Genomic DNA, 17,039 nt, shown 5'->3' with positions numbered 1-17,039 from the left:
CTAAGGAGGAATATGACATGAAGATAGTATTTATGGGAACACCAGATTTTGCTGTTCCATCATTAAAGAGCTTAATAAATGAATTTGGAGTAGAAGCTGTTTTTACTCAACCAGATAGACCAAAGGGAAGAGGAAAGAAATTAGGTATGTCACCTGTAAAGGAAGTTGCTTTAGAACACAACATACCAGTTTATCAACCTCTAAGATTAAAAAATGAACCAGAAACTATAGAAGAATTAAAAAGTATGGAGCCAGACTTTATAATAGTAGTAGCTTTTGGTCAGATATTACCTAAAGAGGTTTTAGATATTCCTAAGTATGGATGTATCAATCTACATGCGTCATTACTTCCTAAATTTAGAGGAGCAGCACCTTTAAACTGGAGTATAATCAAAGGAGAAAAGGTAACAGGAAATACAACTATGCTTATGGATGTAGGACTTGATACTGGAGATATGCTTTTAAAAGATGAAGTAGAAATAACTGATAATATGACTGCAGGAGAATTACATGATATTTTAATGGAAAGAGGAGGAGAGTTATTAGTTAGAACTATAAAGGGCATACTTAATAATGAAATAACTCCAGAAAAACAAAATGAAGAAGAAACATGTTATGCTTCAATGCTTAATAAAGAAATAGCTAAAATTGATTGGTCTCTTTCAGCACAGGATATTCATAATTTAGTTAGAGGATTAAATCCGTGGCCTGTAGCTTTAACTTCATATGATGATATTACAATGAAAGTTCATCAAACTAGAGTTGAAAAAGGGGATAGCAATAAAGAACCAGGAACTATAATAGCTGTAGATAAAACAGGAATTAAGGTTTCAACAGGCAAAGATATACTTGTTATAGAAAAATTACAGTTTCCAAATAGCAAGCAACTATTTGTAGAACAATTTATAAATGGAAACTCAGTAGAAATAGGTAAAGTTTTAAAATAATTTAAGAGGGTGATGGTATGTTTTATCCATATTATATTGATCCAACATATTTAATACTTATACCAGCGATTTTAATATCTGCATGGGCACAATTTAAAGTTTCTAGCACATTTAACAAATATAGCACAGTTAGAAGTATAAATGGATATACTGGTGCACAAGTTGCAAGAATTCTTTTAAATGATGCTGGACTTCAAGAAGTAGAAATTCAACAAGTACCAGGAAGATTAAGTGACCATTATGATCCAAGAGCTAAGGTTTTAAGATTATCATCTGATGTTTATGGAAGCACTTCTGTAGCATCCATAGGTGTAGCAGCTCATGAAGTTGGGCACGCTATACAAGATAAAGAATCTTATTCTGCATTAGTTTTTAGAAATGCCATAGTACCTGTAGTAAACTTTTCATCAAGCTTATCATGGATTTTGTTTTTTATTGGAATATTACTAAGTTATAGTACTTTAGTAACTATTGGTATAATATTATTCTCAGTAGTTGTACTTTTTCAACTAGTAACATTGCCAGTAGAATTTAATGCCTCATCAAGAGCATTAAAACTTTTAGAGGCAAGAGGAATATTATATGATAAAGAAGTAGATGGAGCTAGAAAGGTATTAAGTGCAGCAGCATTAACTTATGTTGCAGCAACACTTATGGCTGTTTTACAATTAGTAAGACTTATAGCTATAAGTAACAGAAATTCAAATGATTAGAGGTTAAAATATGAATGCAAGAAAAATAATAGTTGAAATATTAGACAATGTCTTATTAAATGGAGCATATTCAAATATAGAAATAAATAAGCAATTTGCATCTAATGATATAGATCCAAAAGATAAGGGATTAATAACAGAGGTTGTTTATGGAACAATAAAATACAAAAAAATGATAGATATAATTCTTTCAAGTTTTGTTGCTGATATTGGTAAGATAGATGAGAGTGTAGTAAACATATTAAGAAGTGCTATATATCAAATGAAATTCTTAGATAGAGTTCCTCCATACGCAATAGTTAATGAAGCTGTAAACTTAACTAAAGAAACTGAACCTAATTTAGCTAAGTTTGTAAATGGAGTTTTAAGAAATTATTTAAGAAATGAAAATAAAAACTTTAAAGTTGGATTAAGAAATAACGAAGCTTTATGTTATGACTTTTCTTTTGATAGATGGATGATAGAAATGTTCATAAAACAATATGGAAAAGAGGATGCTTTAAGAATACTTAGAGGATTAAATACAGTTCCATATGTAACAGTTAGAGTTAATACATGTAAAGCTGATTATGATGAAGTTTATGAAAGACTTGAAGAAGAAGGATATGATATAGAGGAAGGTGCATTTTCACCAGAAGCTATCATAATCAAAAAAGGTAGTGCAATAGAGAAAAATAAACTTTATCAAGAAGGATTAATAACAGTTCAAGATGAAAGCGCTATGTTAGTAGCTCCTTTATTTGATTTAAGGGGTGATGAACAAGTTATGGATCTATGTAGTGCACCAGGAACTAAAGCAACTCATATAGGCGAATTAATGATGAATAAAGGAAAAGTAGTGGCTTTTGATATTCATGACCATAAGTTAGCCTTAATAAAGGAAAATATAGATAGATTAGGATTAACTAATGTTGAAGTTGAATTAGGAGATGCTACAAAGATAAATTCTAAGTATATAAATTGGGCTGATAGAGTATTATTAGATGTACCTTGCTCAGGTCTTGGAATTATAAGAAAGAAACCAGAAATAAAATGGAATAAAAAGAACAATGATTTAACAGAAGTTGTTAAGGTTCAAAAAGAAATATTAAAAAATGCTTGGAATTATTTAAGAGAAGGTGGAGAATTAGTTTACTCTACTTGTACTTTAAATAAAAAAGAAAATGAAGAAGTTATAGATTGGTTCGTAGAAAGAAATTCAGACTGCGAAGTAGAAAAAGTATTTTTAGGTAAGGCTGATAATGTGGTATATAATGATAACGGAAGTGTTACCATATTACCTAATAAGTACATGGATGGTTTCTTTATTGCTAAGCTTAAGAAAAAAGAAAGTAAATAGCAAAGAGGATAAACATGGAAGGTGAGACTGTATGAAAAACATCTTAGATTTTACATTAGAAGAGTTAAAAGAGTGGATGAAGGAAAATGGAGAGAGTGCTTTTAGAGCAAAGCAAATCTTTGATTGGATATACAAAAAGGAAGTATTTAATTTTGAAGAGATGAAAAATATTTCAAAAGCTCTAATAGGCAAGCTTTCAGAAAATTTTTATATAGGTATCCCTGAAGTTATAGATTATTTATCATCTAGTGAAGATGGGACTAGAAAAATCCTTTTAGGATTAGGTGATGGAAACATAATAGAATGTGTTATTATGAGATATAAATATGGTAATTCTATTTGTGTTTCCACACAAATAGGATGTAGAATGGGATGTAAATTCTGTGCATCTACCTTAGAAGGAATGGTAAGAAATTTAACTGCAGGAGAAATATTATCAGAAGTTTTAATTGGACAGAAACTTCTAGGTGAGAGAATATCTAATATAGTTTTAATGGGAAGTGGAGAACCCTTAGACAATTATGATAATGTTATGAAGTTCTTAGAGCTTGTCAATGCTGATTATGGGTTAAATATAGGGCAAAGACATATAACATTATCAACATGTGGTCTTGTGCCAAAAATTCGTGAAATGGCTGATAAGGAAATGCAAGTAACTTTAGCAATTTCATTACATGCTGTTTCAGATGAAAAGAGAAAAACAATAATGCCAATAGCTAATAAGTATTCAATTAGTGAAATTTTAGACGCTTGTAATTATTATATTGAGAAAACAGGAAGAAGAATAACTTTTGAATATTCTTTAGTTAGTGGAGTTAACGATACTAAAGAAGATGCCAAGAGCTTAGGAAGATTATTAAAAGGCATGCTTTGTCATGTTAATTTAATTCCTGTAAATGAAATAAAGGAAAATGAGTTTAAAAAATCTACTAAGAAGGATATAGAAACATTTTTAAATACTCTTAAAACATATGGAGTAGAAGCTACAGTAAGAAGAGAGATGGGCTCAGATATAAATGCAGCCTGTGGTCAATTGAGAAGAAGCTATATTAAGTCAAAAGGGTTAAAGCTGTAGGGGGAAATATTTATGTTAGGATTTGTAACAGATAAAGGAAATGTTAGAGAGTTAAACGAAGATTTTTTATCTTATTCTAGAGAAGATGAATTTTCAATATATGTAGTTGGTGATGGAATGGGTGGACATAATGCTGGGGAAGTAGCTAGTAAAAGAGCTGTGGAAAGCATTATTTGTTTTGTTAAAGAAAATTTCGGTGTTATACCATTAGATAATCTTTTAAAAGATGCAATTTTACATGCTAATAGTAAAATATATAGTATGAGCCAAGAAAGTTCTGGTTTATCTGGTATGGGTACAACAATAACAGCTATATTAGAGGTTAAAAACATAGTTTATATTGCCAATGTTGGTGATAGTGCTTGTTTTGGTATTAATGAAAATGGAATAAAAAAATTAACAAAGGATCATTCCTTAGTTCAAGAACTTGTTGATAGTGGTTGCATTACAGAGGGGGAAGCTAAAAATCATCCAAGAAAAAATGTAATAACTAGAGCTATTGGAACTAATTCAAATGTTGATGTTGATGTCTTTAAGGTTGACAGACATGAATATAAGGCATATTTACTTTGTACAGATGGATTAAGTAATGATGTTGATGAGGATGAAATTTGGAAAAAAGTAATTAAATCTAATGATTTTGATAAAGCATGCAATGAATTAGTTGAAATGGCTAAAGCAAGGGGAGGAAAGGATAATATTACAGTGTTAGTTTTTGGAGGAGAGAAATAGAATGATAGGTAAAATCTTAGGGAATAGGTACGAGTTACTTCAGTGCGTAGGCGAAGGTGGCATGTCCTTTGTTTATAAAGCTAGATGTAGAAAATTAAATAGATTCGTAGCTGTTAAAATACTAAAAGATGAATTTAAAAACAATGAAGAAATTGTTAGAAGATTTAAAAAAGAAGCTACAGCTATTGCTAACTTATCCAATCCAAATGTAGTAAATGTATTAGATGTTGGAACTCAAGATGATATTAATTATATTGTTATGGAATACGTTGAAGGTAAAACTTTAAAAGATATAATTAAGGAAAAAGGTGCTTTACCTTATGAGGTTGCCATAAGTATAGGAATAAAGGTTGCTAAAGCTTTAGAATGTGCCCATAAAAGCGGAATTATACATAGAGATGTTAAACCACAAAATATATTAGTTACAGAAGAAGGGGTTGTTAAAGTAACTGACTTCGGAATAGCTAAATCTATGGATTCCTCTACTATAGCGCACACTAATAGTGTTATGGGATCTGCACATTATTTTTCACCAGAGCAAGCTAAAGGAACTTATACTGATTATAGAACTGACTTATATTCTTTAGGTATAGTATTGTATGAAATGGTTACTGGAGTTGTTCCTTTTAATGGTGATTCACCTGTTACTGTAGCTGTAAAACATATACAGGAGAAAGCAATACCTCCTAAGAATATAAATCAAAATATTCCAAATAGTTTAAATGATTTAATAATGAAAGCTATGGAAAAGGATCCTGTTAATAGATATCAAACAGCTAAGGAAATAATAGGTGACTTAGAAAAGATAAAGAAGGATCCAAATGTTACAATATCATCAAAATCTGCAGAAGATGAAGATCAATTTACAAGAGTTATGTCTCCAGTTGTTGTTCCAAATACTGAAACTAATAACTCAGAACCTGATGAAGATGATGAGGATGATGATGAATATTATGAAGATGATGAGGATGAAGATGAAGAAGAAAATAATATTCAAACTAAGCCTCAAAAAGCTATTAATAAAAAGAAAAAGAAATCACCAATATTAATTATAATTGCAACTATTTTAGTTGTAGCATTAGGAATAACTCTTGGATTCCTTGGTATGAAGAAATTTATGGAAGGTGGAAAAGATGTTAAAATACCTAATGTTGTAGGAGAAAAGGTAGAAGATGCTAAGAGTAAGTTAGAAGGCTTAGGATTAAAGGTATTAGAAGTTACAGAAGAAAGTGATCAAGAAAAAGGAATAGTTTTAAAAGTTGATCCAAATGTAGATTCTACTGTTAAGACCGGTAGCGAAGTAAAACTTACTGTTAGTGGTGGAGAAGGACAAATAAAAGTTCCAAATTTAGCAGATATGAGTTCAGATGAGGTTAGGAGAACATTAAAAAGTCTAGGATTAGAGCTTGTTGAGGATGAGAAATATAGTGATAAAGTTCCAAGTGGAAAAGTTATTTCTCAAAGTCCTAATGCTAATGAGTTAGTAGATAAAGGTTCTAAAGTAAAGGTTGTTTTTAGTAAAGGTAAAGAGATAAAAAAAGTAAGTGTTCCAAGCTTAGTAAATATGAATATAGATTCTGTTAAAAATAATTTAAATGATATAGGTTTAAAACTTGGTGAGGTAAAATATGAATACAGTGATAGTGTTCAACAAGGTCAAGTTATTTCTCAAAGTCCTAATGCTAATGAACCTGTAGATGAGGGTTCTAAAGTAAGCATTACTATAAGTAAAGGTAAAGAAATAAAAACTACAACTTTAAATATTCCGGATGTTTCAGGAAAAAGTGTAGATGAAGCTAAATCAATATTAGCTAATGCTGGTGTTGAAGCTAATGCTGTTAAGGGTGAAGCAGCTAAAAGTGAAGAAGAAGCAGGGAAGGTTTATAGTCAAAGTCAATCAGGATCTATTACTCTTAAAGAAGGAGAAAAGATAACTATAACAATAAATTACTATGGTGATTATATTAAACCAGTACAACCTTCACAATCAGATAAGACTAATCAATCAGAACAACAAACACAATCACCAGATCAATCAACGGAGAAACCAAAAGACCCAGCGCATCCTGGTAATAATTAATAAATAAGTTTAAATGTAATTTTATTTATTTTAGAAATAAAATTTATAAGGTAAAAGGGAGTTAATACTCCCTTTTATTTTATATAGTCAAATAAATAAGAGAAAAACTTGATTTATAAATAGAAAATAGAATTATAAGGAACGGAAAAGAGTCTATATAATTATTAAGATTCTTGCATTTTATATTAAAATTTGTTTATTATAAGAATATATAATATTAAAGATAGGGAGGAAACATGGAAGGAATTATAATAAAAGGTATAGGTGGATTCTATTATATAAAAACAGATGAAGGAATTATTGAATGTAAAGCTAGAGGTAAATTCAGATATAATTCATTAAAGCCTATGGTAGGAGATAGAGTTACCATAAAAGTAGAGAATGGAAAAGGTGTAATAGAGGATATACATGAGAGAAGCTCAGAGCTTATAAGACCAACTGTTGCAAACGTAACACAAGCTTTCGTTGTATTTGCAATAAAAAATCCTGACATAAATTTAGATTTATTAAATAGATTTTTAACTCTTTGTGAGTATAATGATATACATGCAGTTGTATGTTTAAATAAAGAAGATTTATGTACAGAGGAAGAAAAAGAAAACTTAAAAGAATTAATAAATGATATAGGTTATGAGGTTCTCTTCATAAATGCCAAGGAAGGAAAAGGTTTTGATGCTTTAAAGGAAAGATTAGAACATAACATAACAGTCCTTTGTGGCCCTTCTGGAGCAGGAAAATCTACACTTTTAAATTCTTTTATAGATAGAGAACATATGGAAACAGGAAGTGTAAGTGAAAAAATAGGAAGAGGTAAGCATACTACTAGACATAGTGAACTTATAGATGTAGACAATGGATACTTAGTTGATACTCCAGGATTTACAACTTTAGATGTTACTTTTATAGATAGAGATAGCTTAAAATATTGCTTCCCAGAATTTAATGATTATAATAATCTTTGCAAATTTAATGGATGTAATCATTATAAAGAACCTAAGTGTGCTGTGAAAGAAGCAGTTGAAGAGGGTAAAATAAACAAGCTAAGATATGATTTTTATATAAAAACCTTAGAAGAGATAATAAATAGGAGGGGTAATTAATGGTTAAAATAGCACCATCAATATTATCAGCAGATTTTAGTATTTTAGGAGAACAAGTTAAGAGAGTAGAAAAAGGTGGGGCAGAGTTCTTACATATAGATGTAATGGATGGTCATTTTGTTCCAAATATAAGCTTTGGATTTCCAATAATGAAAGCTATAAGGAACTTAAGCAATCTTGTTTTTGATGTTCACTTAATGATAGAAGAGCCAGGAAGATATGTAGATGAATTTATAAGTGCAGGAGCAGATTTAATAACTGTACATTATGAAGCTGATAGACATATTGATAGAACAATAAATTATATAAAAAGTAAAGGATGCAAGGCTGGAATAGCTTTAAATCCAGGTACACCAGTTTCAATGCTTAAGAATTTAATACCTTCAGTAGATATGGTATTAATAATGTCTGTTAATCCAGGGTTTGGGGGACAAAGCTTTATACCATATAGTTTAAATAAGATAAAAGAAGTAAAAGAAATGGCTAAGGCTTGTGGTAAGGAAGACTTATTAATCCAAGTTGATGGAGGAGTAGGTGCAAATAATATAAAAGAGATAGTAGAAGCTGGAGCTAATGTTTTAGTTGCTGGATCAGCTGTATTTAAAGAAGATAAAATAGAAGAAAACATTAAAGCTTTAAGAGAGGCACTATAAAATGAAAGTTCTTATAATAGCTGGGGGAGAAAAGCCTAGTAGTGAGTTATTAAAAAGTGAAATTAAAGAGTGTGACTTATTAATAGCTGCTGATAGGGGAGCTGAAGCCTATTTAGAAAATGGATTTACTCCAGACTATGCCCTAGGAGACTTTGATTCTATAGGAGAAGAATATAAGGATATATTAGATAAAATAAAAGTAGAAAAATTTAATCCTGAGAAGGATAATACTGATACTGAGATTGCTTTTTTTAAAGCCGTTGAATTAGGAGCTACAGAAATTGTCTTCTTAGGGGTTACAGGAACAAGATTAGATCATGTTATGGCTAATTTAGGACTTTTAAGAGAAGCTTTAGAGAGAGGTATTGAGGCATATATTATTGATAATAATAATAAAATTTACCTAAAGAATAAAGGGACAACTCTAAAAAAAGAATTTGGTGATTATATATCATTTCAAGCTTTTGGTTCTCCAGTAAATAATTTTTCTATAAAAGGTTCTAAATATGAACTTTATAATCATAAACTTTTAATAGGAGATTCATTATGTGTGTCTAATGAGTTTATTGATGAATATATTGATATATCCTTTGAAAAAGGTGAAGTTTTAGTTATATATTCAAGAGATTAAACACAATTTGAGTTTCTTCTGCATAAAATAAAATAAGAAATAATTTTAAAGGTAGGAGAGAGTTTATGAGAATAATGACTATTAAATTACCAAAGTTCTTAGCTAAAATAGTTAGAATGTTTAAAGGTAATAAGAAATCTGATACATAAGATGGAAAAAATTAAGGGATAAGTAAAACTTATCCCTTATTTTTATGCAAAATAAAAATGCAGTTATTAAACTGCATTTTAGCCAAAGATTTCTTATATAGCTCTTTGAACTTTTCCAGATCTTAAGCATCTTGTACAAACGTGAACAGTTTTTGGTGTTCCTTTAACGATTGCTTTAACCTTTTTTATGTTAGGAGCCCAAGTTCTCTTTGATTGTCTGTGAGAGTGACTGTATTGTACTCCAGCTACAACTCCTTTGTTACAAATCTCGCATCTTCTTGCCATTAAAAACACCTCCTTTAAAATGAAGATAAAATCTTCAATAGGACAGATAATATTCTATCATAATATATATTAGTTATGCAAGTATAATATTAAAATAATTCTTTAAAAATATGTTTCAAAAGGTATATAGTTCTTGAATAATCAAAGTATTTAATATAGAATATAGTATATGTAATAGGTTTATGTATTTATTTTTAAGTGACTTTTATAGGCAGTTAATATAGAATACAGTATATCTAATAGTTGAGGAGGAATCGCCATGATAGGATATTCAAATGAATATGGAAATGTGTCTTATACTGATGACGTTTTAGCAAAGATTGTTGGGTTATCAACAATGGAATGCTACGGAGTTGTTGGAATGGTTTCTAAGAGCGCTACAGAAGGCCTTTGGGAGTTAATGAGAATAGAAAATTTAACAAAAGGCGTAAAAATAGATGATAAAAATGATAAGTTAACAATAGAAGTATTTGTTATGGTAGAATATGGTACAAAAATATCTGTAATAGCAAACAATATAATTCAAAAAGTTAAATATAATGTTGAAAATTATACTGGGCTTAAAGTATCTAGCATAACAGTAAATGTTCAAGCGGTTAGAGTCTAGGAGGTAAAACAGAATGAAATTTAATAAAGTAAATGGGGAACACTTGTATTATATGATGAGTAATGCAGCAAATAAGCTAGAGTTACAGAGTGAATATGTAAACTCTCTTAACGTTTTCCCAGTTCCAGATGGAGATACAGGAACAAACATGTCTATGACATTTAGAGCTGCTGTTAAGGAAATCGAAGGAATGGATAACAAAAACATTGGTGAAGTTTCTAAGAAACTAGCTAAGGGTGCTCTTATGGGTGCAAGAGGAAACTCAGGTGTTATTCTTTCACAAATTCTTAGAGGTATATCAAAAGGGCTTGAAGGAAAAGAAGAGGCTGATGCAAGTGAATTTGCTAATGCACTTTTAGAGGGAAGTAAATCAGCGTATAAGGCTGTTATGAGACCAACAGAGGGAACAATACTTACAATTGTTAGAACTGCTGGTGAAGTGGCTGTAGCCTTAAAAGAAGATAATATAACTGAACTTATGAGAGAAGTATGCAGAGAAAGTAAAATTATGCTTGATAAGACACCAGAAATGTTACCAGCATTAAAGAAAGCTAAAGTTGTTGATTCAGGCGGAATGGGATTATTAATAATCCTTCAAGGAATGCAAGAAGCTTTAGAAAATGGATTAAAAGTAACTACAGGAACACCACAAGCTGTTAAATCTTCAGTAGCTAAGGCTCAAAGAAGTGAAACTATGAGTGAAGAAGATATTAAATTTGGATACTGTACTGAGTTTATAATCTTAGGGGACTCAAACCATGCAGAAGAATTTAAATCAAAAGTTATAAATAAGGGTGATTCTTTAGTTGTTGTTGGATATGAGGATGTAATTAAAGTTCATATTCACACAAATAATCCAGGAAAAGTTCTAGAAGAGGCAGTTAAATTTGGAGAACTTTCAAAAATTAAGATTGATAACATGAGAGAAGAGCATAGAGAAATGCTTGAAGGTATGTATGAAGAGGCAGCTGAAACAGAGGAGAGTGTTGCAGCTGGAGAGTTTAAAAAATATGCATTTATATCAGTAGCTATGGGTGAAGGTATGAAAAACATATTTAAGGACTTAGGTGTTGATTATGTTATAGAAGGTGGTCAAACTATGAACCCAAGTACTCAAGATATGTTAGAAGCTATTGAAAAATTAAATGCTGAGCATATATTTATTTTACCTAACAATAAAAATATAATTATGGCAGCTAATCAAGCAGCTGAAATATCAGATAAGGATATAAGAGTTATACCAACTAAGACAATTCCTCAAGGAATAACTTGTATAACTATGTTTAACCCAGAAGCTGACGTTGAAGAAAATACTGAAGAATTAAAAGAAGCTATGGAAATGGTAAAAACAACTTCTGTAACATATGCTGTTAGAGATACTGAAGTTGATGGAAAAGAAATCAAAGAAGGTAATATCTTAGGCTTAGTTGAAGGTAAGATAAAAGAAGTTGGAGAAGATCCATATAAAGTAGCTGAAGATTTAATAGATTCTTTAGTTGATGAAGATTCAGAGTTAATCACTATATTCTATGGTAAAGACTGTGAAGAGGAAAAAGTTGATGCCTTAATTGAAAAACTAGAAGGAAAATATGAAGATTTAGATGTTCAATGTTATAAGGGTGAACAGCCATTATATTACTTCATAATGTCAGTAGAATAATTAAGAGTTAATAATTTTTAGTGAAATTTTAGTTTTTTTAAAGCTAATATGAATAGAAATTTTATTATAGGGTTATAGCTATAAGTTTTATGGTTATAATCCTTTAATTTTGCAATTTTAAGAATGTAATTAAAGCATATTATTTTTTTATAGATGATTAAATTAGCTTTATTATTTAAGGAGGGGATTAGGATTAACATATACGATGATATAGGATTAGTAAAAGGTGTTGGACCTAAACTTAAAGAGAGACTTAATAAAGTTGGTATATTTACTGTTTTAGATTTACTTTTATATTTTCCAAGGGACTATGAATTTTTAAATGATGATATAAGTTTAAATGGAGATACAAGTGATGAAAAAGCTATTTTAAAATGTAAAGTCCAAAGTTATGGAAGTTCCATAAGAACTAGAAATGGAAAAACTTTAACCACAATTAACTTTACATATAATAATTTAAAGGTTATAGGGAAATGGTTTAATCAGCCTTATATAAAAAGGAATTTCATTTTAGGTAATGAATATAATCTTATGGGGAAATTTAAAAAGGTTAATAATACTCTAGAGGTTATTAATCCATTAATACCTTGTAAAGAAGCTAATAAAAGTGAGATTTTACCTATATATACTTTGAAAAATGGATTAACAAACAAAATTTTAGTTAAACTTATAAATGAAATACTTAAGAATATGATTATAAAAGAAAATTTACCAGATGAAATAGTGAAAAAGTATAAACTTATATCCTTAGATAAAGCTATAAGAAGCATACATTTTCCAGCGGGAAGAGGAGAGTTACAAAGTGCAATAAATAGACTTAAGTTTCAAGAATTATTCACATACTCCCTAAAAATAATAATGATGAAGGCTCATATAAAGAAAGAAAATAGCGGAATAAGTTTTAAAATGAGTCCTCTTCTTAAGGATTTAAAAGAGTCACTTCCATATACTTTAACTAATGCACAATCAAGAACTCTTAGAGAAATACTTCTAGATCAAAAGAGAAATATTGCTATGAATAGATTAGTTCAAGGGGATGTTGGATCTGGAAAAACTTTAGTAGCATTAATATCTATGTTTAATGTGTACATAAACGGATATCAAACTGTTCTTATGGCACCTACAGAAATATTAGCTAATCAACATTATGCTGAAGCCAAAAAATATTTAGATAAATTTGGAGTTGATATAGAGCTTTTAACTGGAAGCACTAAGGAAAAAGAAAAGAAGAGAATAAAAGAAAAAATAGCTTCAGGAAAAGAAATAATGTTAATAGGAACTCATGCCTTAATACAGGATGATGTTGAACTAAATAATTTAGGTCTTGTGGTAACAGATGAGCAACATAGATTTGGAGTAGAACAGAGAAGTAGGCTTATAAATAAAAATAAGAGAGCGGATGTTTTAGTAATGACTGCTACCCCTATTCCAAGAACTCTTTCCTTATATTTATATAGTGACTTGGATATTTCTATAATAGATGAATTACCTCCAGGAAGAAAGCCAATAGATACTATGCTAGTAGATATGAATCAAAGAATGAAGGCTTATAACTTTGCTTTAAAGGAAGTAGAGAAAGGAAGACAATTCTATATAGTATCACCTTTAATAGAGGAAAATGAAAAGTTAAATCTAAACTCTGTTGAAAAAATTTATGAAGAACTTAAAAATGGAATCTTTAAGGATATAAGAATTGAAATTTTACACGGTAAGATGGCTGGAAAAGATAAGGATAAAATTATAAATACCTTTAAAAATGGAGAAATAAAAGGTATAATATCTACAACGGTTATAGAAGTAGGTGTTAATGTACCAAACTCTACAATGATGATTATAGAAAATGCAGAGAGGTTTGGTTTAGCACAACTTCATCAACTTAGAGGAAGAGTTGGAAGAGGAGAACATAAGTCTTATTGTATTCTTATAGCTAATACTAAAAATGATATTACTAGAAGAAGGATGGAAATAATGACAGAGAGTTCAGATGGTTTTTATATTGCAGAAGAGGATTTAAAACTAAGAGGTGCTGGGGAAGTCTTTGGAATGAGACAGCATGGAGATGAAGGATTTATTCTAGCTAATGTAGTTGATGATATAAATATATTAAAATGTGCTAATCATGAAGCTAAATTAATAGTAAATAATATAAATGAAGATAATAAAAAGCTTTGTACAGAAATAATGAGGGGAATTGAAAGAAATAGTAGGTATATTTGTTTCAATTAGTAAATTGTTCAAAAACTAGTAATATGATAAAATAATTAAGGAAAATCAAAGGAGGACATTATAAATGAGAATAATAGCAGGAAAAGCAAGAGGAAGAAAACTATTATCACCACCAACATATGAAACAAGACCAACACTAGATAGAGTAAAAGAATCAATGTTTAGTATGATTCAATGGTATATACCTGATGCTGTAGTTATAGATGTTTTTGCAGGAACAGGAAGTTTAGGATTAGAAGCAGCAAGTAGAGGAGCTAAAGAATGCTACTTAGTTGATAAGAGTCCGGTAACATTCCCTGTTTTAAAGAAAAATATAGAAAATTTAGGCTTCGGAGATTTTTGTCATGCTCTAAACACAGATGCTTATTCTGCATTAAGAAGTTTAGCTTCAAGAGGTAAAGTATTTGATTTAATGTTTATAGATCCTCCATACATGAAAAATCTTATTCCAGAAGCTATAGAAATAATTGAAGAAAAGAACTTACTTCAAGAAGATGGGTTAATAGTTACTAAAATAGATTCAAGTGAAGAAATTTTTGAGGGAACTGAAAAGATAAAGCTTACAAAAGTTAAGAAGTATGGAAATACAACAGTTTGCTTTTATAAAATAGAGGAGGACTAAAATGAGAGTAGGGGTTTATCCAGGAAGTTTTGACCCTATTACTAAAGGACATCTAGACCTTATTGAAAGAGCGGCAAGTAAATTTGATAAGGTCATAGTTGCTGTTCTTATAAACATAAATAAAAAAGGTATGTTTTCTATAGAAGAAAGGGTTAATCTTATAGAGAAGTGCGTTGCAAAATACAATAATGTTGAGGTTAAAAGTTTTAATGGACTTTTAATTGATTTTGTGAGAAAAGAAAAAGCTGATGTAATAATAAAAGGTTTAAGATCAGTTACTGATTTTGAATATGAATTCCAAATGGCACTTATGAACAGAGAATTAGCAAATGAGGTTGAAACTGTATTTATGGTTACAAGCCCTAATTACTCTTATATAAGCTCGTCTGCAATAAAGCAGGTTGCAAGTTTTAATGGAGAAATAAAAAACTTTGTTCCAAAAGAGATAGTAGAGGATTTAGAAGAAAGGATTAGTAGTTTAAGAGGGGAGGGATAATTATTAACATGGAGTCACAAGTTATTGAAATTTTAGATTACTTAAGAGATATTGTTGAGGGAGCTTCTAAGGTCCCTATAACAGGTAAGGTTGTTGTTGATAGAAAAGAAGTTTTAGAACTTTTAGACCAAGTGATTAATTGTCTTCCAGATGAGATTAAAAAAGCACAGTGGGTTTTAGGAGAGAAAGAAAGAATCTTAGCTGAAGCTAGAAAAGAAAATGAGAGTGTTAAGCAAGAAACTTATGAAATGATGAAAAAAAGAATTGAGAATCATAATATAGTAAAAGAAGCAGAATTAAGAGCCCAGGAGATAATAGCTAATGCTCAAAGACAAGCAAAAACTATTAGACTAGGCTCAAGAGAATATGCTGATGAAATATTATCTCAATTAGAAAATGAAATAACTAATAAAAGAGAAGAATTTCTTAATCATATGAAAAATAATATGGAGAAGTTTGCTATTGATTTCACAGAAGACTTAGATAAAGCAACTGGTGAAATAAGAAGCAATATTAAGGAATTAAGAGGCGATAAGTAATTTATATAAAATTGCTAAGCCAAGGGTTATTCCTATAATTAATATTATTGGAGAAAGCGTAATTAAAAATGAGCTTTCTATAAGTGAAACTGCAATATTATTTTTAAATATCATATAAACGAAAAACATAAGTACAAAGGCAATTATTCCTTGCAAAACTTTAAATAAGAAGTATTTTATTATAGATACATTTTCTTTATAAAAGAAAGAAGAAGTTTGCATTATTATTGAAAGTCCACCAAAGGAACTTAAAAATGATAGTAAGAGTAATTTGCTAAAAAGTGATAAATTACTAGAAGCTATTATGTTACATCCATTTGTAACTTCTATGCTTCCTAAAAATAAACCGTTAAATATATCAGGATGTATATTTAACATAGAACTTAAGTTTGTTAATGTTCCAGTTGAAATAAATAAGGTTTTTAACATACTTATTATTACTGAAAACATAATTACATATCCGCATAGGACAAGTATATTTAAGGAAGCATCCTCAATAGACTTTTTAATCACTTCTCCTATGTTAAAAGTAGATTTGTTTTCAGTAATGACTTCTTTAGAAAGAGAGAGTTTTTTCTCTCTTTTTTTATTTTTAGTTATTATACCCATAATAATTGCAGAAAGATAACTTGGTATTAACAATAAGTATCCAAGGGTTGAATTTCCAAGCATTGATGTTCCCACAGCGCCTAATAGAAATAAAGGGCCTATATTAGAAGCTATATTTAAAAGTCTTACAAATTCATCGTGGGGAATAAGCCCCTTTTTATATAAGTCAGTGGAATATTTTGCACCTAGTGGATATCCACAAAGAAAACTTGCAACTAAAGCAAAGCTACAAGGATAACTTAATCCTAAGGGCTTACATAGAATAGGACCTAAGATCTTTGAATATAGTTTTATTCCATCTAAATTAATTATCATGTTACATATAACCATGAATGGAAACATAGTTGGAAGCACAGAGTAAAAAAATAACTTTGCACCAGCTAAGGATGCTTCCATGGAAAGTTTAGGATTTACTATAAAGTAAATTACTGTTAGGGTTAAAAATAAAGAAAAAATAATATTGCCTTTTATTTTTAATAATTTTATTAAAATTATACTTAGTATTATTATAAGTAAAAATAAAATACTATACATGGTTTCCTCCTTTTACGAAATCATATATAGTATTTATATTTA

Annotated in this window: 18 protein-coding genes; 16 read left to right on the top strand and 2 right to left on the bottom strand. The window is 29.6% G+C overall.

Going from position 1 to position 17,039, the window contains the following annotated elements; translation table 11 throughout:
* Positions 1-17 precede the first annotated feature (17 nt).
* The 10 genes from fmt (at position 18) to spoVM (ending at position 9,419) form a co-directional block, all read left to right on the top strand.
* Entirely contained in the window at positions 18-947 is a 930-nt protein-coding gene (gene fmt / locus CPF_RS09705; RefSeq protein WP_011590945.1) for a methionyl-tRNA formyltransferase, read from the top strand.
* 17 nt (positions 948-964) lie between these two features.
* Entirely contained in the window at positions 965-1,660 is a 696-nt protein-coding gene (locus CPF_RS09700) for a zinc metallopeptidase (RefSeq protein ID WP_003465352.1), read from the top strand.
* A gap of 10 nt (positions 1,661-1,670) precedes the next feature.
* Positions 1,671-2,999 carry a 16S rRNA (cytosine(967)-C(5))-methyltransferase RsmB gene (gene rsmB, locus CPF_RS09695; protein ID WP_011590944.1) on the top strand — a complete coding sequence of 443 codons (1,329 nt, stop codon included), beginning with the start codon at positions 1,671-1,673 and terminating at the stop codon, positions 2,997-2,999.
* Positions 3,000-3,030: 31 nt separating this feature from the next.
* On the top strand, positions 3,031-4,074 hold the full coding sequence (gene rlmN / locus CPF_RS09690; RefSeq protein ID WP_003458521.1) for a 23S rRNA (adenine(2503)-C(2))-methyltransferase RlmN: 1,044 nt from the start codon (positions 3,031-3,033) through the stop codon (positions 4,072-4,074).
* A gap of 12 nt (positions 4,075-4,086) precedes the next feature.
* Positions 4,087-4,806 carry a Stp1/IreP family PP2C-type Ser/Thr phosphatase gene (locus CPF_RS09685; RefSeq protein WP_003458503.1) on the top strand — a complete coding sequence of 240 codons (720 nt, stop codon included), beginning with the start codon at positions 4,087-4,089 and terminating at the stop codon, positions 4,804-4,806.
* 1 nt (position 4,807) lies between these two features.
* A complete protein-coding gene (pknB, locus tag CPF_RS09680) occupies positions 4,808-6,886 on the top strand; it encodes a Stk1 family PASTA domain-containing Ser/Thr kinase (protein WP_003458522.1) in 2,079 nt (692 codons plus the stop codon).
* Between the two features lie 236 nt (positions 6,887-7,122).
* On the top strand, positions 7,123-7,986 hold the full coding sequence (gene rsgA, locus CPF_RS09675) for a ribosome small subunit-dependent GTPase A (RefSeq protein ID WP_011590943.1): 864 nt from the start codon (positions 7,123-7,125) through the stop codon (positions 7,984-7,986).
* Positions 7,986-8,639 carry a ribulose-phosphate 3-epimerase gene (gene rpe, locus CPF_RS09670; protein WP_011590942.1) on the top strand — a complete coding sequence of 218 codons (654 nt, stop codon included), beginning with the start codon at positions 7,986-7,988 and terminating at the stop codon, positions 8,637-8,639. Before rsgA ends, rpe begins: the two co-directional genes overlap by 1 nt.
* A gap of 1 nt (position 8,640) precedes the next feature.
* On the top strand, positions 8,641-9,270 hold the full coding sequence (locus CPF_RS09665) for a thiamine diphosphokinase (RefSeq protein WP_003449435.1): 630 nt from the start codon (positions 8,641-8,643) through the stop codon (positions 9,268-9,270).
* 65 nt (positions 9,271-9,335) lie between these two features.
* A complete protein-coding gene (gene spoVM, locus CPF_RS15260; RefSeq protein ID WP_100066303.1) occupies positions 9,336-9,419 on the top strand; it encodes a stage V sporulation protein SpoVM in 84 nt (27 codons plus the stop codon).
* A gap of 93 nt (positions 9,420-9,512) precedes the next feature.
* Here the strand turns inward: spoVM and rpmB are convergent, their stop codons facing one another.
* The gene (rpmB, locus tag CPF_RS09660; protein ID WP_003458496.1) at positions 9,513-9,704 is read right to left on the bottom strand and encodes a 50S ribosomal protein L28; all 192 of its coding nucleotides are present in this window, start codon (positions 9,702-9,704) and stop codon (positions 9,513-9,515) included.
* A 259-nt stretch (positions 9,705-9,963) separates the two neighbouring features.
* Between rpmB and CPF_RS09655 the strand changes: the two genes are divergently transcribed.
* From CPF_RS09655 to CPF_RS09630, 6 genes are all read left to right on the top strand, one after another.
* Positions 9,964-10,311, top strand: coding sequence for an Asp23/Gls24 family envelope stress response protein (locus CPF_RS09655; RefSeq protein ID WP_003458425.1), 348 nt, complete (start codon positions 9,964-9,966; stop codon positions 10,309-10,311).
* A 13-nt stretch (positions 10,312-10,324) separates the two neighbouring features.
* Positions 10,325-11,971 (top strand): DAK2 domain-containing protein, encoded by a 1,647-nt coding sequence (locus CPF_RS09650; RefSeq protein WP_003471654.1) that lies wholly within the window; start codon positions 10,325-10,327, stop codon positions 11,969-11,971.
* Positions 11,972-12,124: 153 nt separating this feature from the next.
* A complete protein-coding gene (gene recG / locus CPF_RS09645) occupies positions 12,125-14,197 on the top strand; it encodes an ATP-dependent DNA helicase RecG (protein WP_011590941.1) in 2,073 nt (690 codons plus the stop codon).
* Between the two features lie 64 nt (positions 14,198-14,261).
* A complete protein-coding gene (rsmD, locus tag CPF_RS09640) occupies positions 14,262-14,819 on the top strand; it encodes a 16S rRNA (guanine(966)-N(2))-methyltransferase RsmD (RefSeq protein WP_003458525.1) in 558 nt (185 codons plus the stop codon).
* A 1-nt stretch (position 14,820) separates the two neighbouring features.
* Positions 14,821-15,315, top strand: a complete 495-nt coding sequence (coaD, locus tag CPF_RS09635) for a pantetheine-phosphate adenylyltransferase (RefSeq protein ID WP_011590940.1) — start codon at positions 14,821-14,823, stop codon at positions 15,313-15,315.
* Positions 15,316-15,323: 8 nt separating this feature from the next.
* Entirely contained in the window at positions 15,324-15,854 is a 531-nt protein-coding gene (locus tag CPF_RS09630; protein WP_003458392.1) for an ATPase, read from the top strand.
* Here the strand turns inward: CPF_RS09630 and ylbJ are convergent.
* Positions 15,837-16,997 (bottom strand): sporulation integral membrane protein YlbJ, encoded by a 1,161-nt coding sequence (gene ylbJ / locus CPF_RS09625; protein WP_011590939.1) that lies wholly within the window; start codon positions 16,995-16,997, stop codon positions 15,837-15,839. The genes CPF_RS09630 and ylbJ overlap by 18 nt on opposite strands.
* Positions 16,998-17,039: the final 42 nt, after the last annotated feature.

The organism is Clostridium perfringens ATCC 13124, assembly GCF_000013285.1.
GTDB classification, from domain to species: domain Bacteria; phylum Bacillota; class Clostridia; order Clostridiales; family Clostridiaceae; genus Sarcina; species Sarcina perfringens.
Note: the sequence above shows the minus strand (reverse complement) of the source record. Positions and strands in the feature narration are given on the sequence as shown.

Bases quoted from the DNA above. Each gene is read 5' to 3' on its own strand.
- CPF_RS09655 (WP_003458425.1), top strand. From the start codon at position 9,964: ATGATAGGATATTCAAATGAATATGGAAATGTGTCTTATACTGATGAC.
- rsgA (WP_011590943.1), top strand. From the start codon at position 7,123: ATGGAAGGAATTATAATAAAAGGTATAGGTGGATTCTATTATATAAAA.
- pknB (WP_003458522.1), top strand. From the start codon at position 4,808: ATGATAGGTAAAATCTTAGGGAATAGGTACGAGTTACTTCAGTGCGTA.
- coaD (WP_011590940.1), top strand. From the start codon at position 14,821: ATGAGAGTAGGGGTTTATCCAGGAAGTTTTGACCCTATTACTAAAGGA.
- fmt (WP_011590945.1), top strand. From the start codon at position 18: ATGAAGATAGTATTTATGGGAACACCAGATTTTGCTGTTCCATCATTA.
- rpmB (WP_003458496.1), bottom strand. From the start codon at position 9,704: ATGGCAAGAAGATGCGAGATTTGTAACAAAGGAGTTGTAGCTGGAGTA.
- rpe (WP_011590942.1), top strand. From the start codon at position 7,986: ATGGTTAAAATAGCACCATCAATATTATCAGCAGATTTTAGTATTTTA.
- CPF_RS09650 (WP_003471654.1), top strand. From the start codon at position 10,325: ATGAAATTTAATAAAGTAAATGGGGAACACTTGTATTATATGATGAGT.
- CPF_RS09685 (WP_003458503.1), top strand. From the start codon at position 4,087: ATGTTAGGATTTGTAACAGATAAAGGAAATGTTAGAGAGTTAAACGAA.
- CPF_RS09630 (WP_003458392.1), top strand. From the start codon at position 15,324: ATGGAGTCACAAGTTATTGAAATTTTAGATTACTTAAGAGATATTGTT.
- rsmD (WP_003458525.1), top strand. From the start codon at position 14,262: ATGAGAATAATAGCAGGAAAAGCAAGAGGAAGAAAACTATTATCACCA.
- spoVM (WP_100066303.1), top strand. From the start codon at position 9,336: ATGAGAATAATGACTATTAAATTACCAAAGTTCTTAGCTAAAATAGTT.
- CPF_RS09700 (WP_003465352.1), top strand. From the start codon at position 965: ATGTTTTATCCATATTATATTGATCCAACATATTTAATACTTATACCA.
- rlmN (WP_003458521.1), top strand. From the start codon at position 3,031: ATGAAAAACATCTTAGATTTTACATTAGAAGAGTTAAAAGAGTGGATG.
- recG (WP_011590941.1), top strand. From the start codon at position 12,125: ATGATTAAATTAGCTTTATTATTTAAGGAGGGGATTAGGATTAACATA.
- ylbJ (WP_011590939.1), bottom strand. From the start codon at position 16,997: ATGTATAGTATTTTATTTTTACTTATAATAATACTAAGTATAATTTTA.
- rsmB (WP_011590944.1), top strand. From the start codon at position 1,671: ATGAATGCAAGAAAAATAATAGTTGAAATATTAGACAATGTCTTATTA.
- CPF_RS09665 (WP_003449435.1), top strand. From the start codon at position 8,641: ATGAAAGTTCTTATAATAGCTGGGGGAGAAAAGCCTAGTAGTGAGTTA.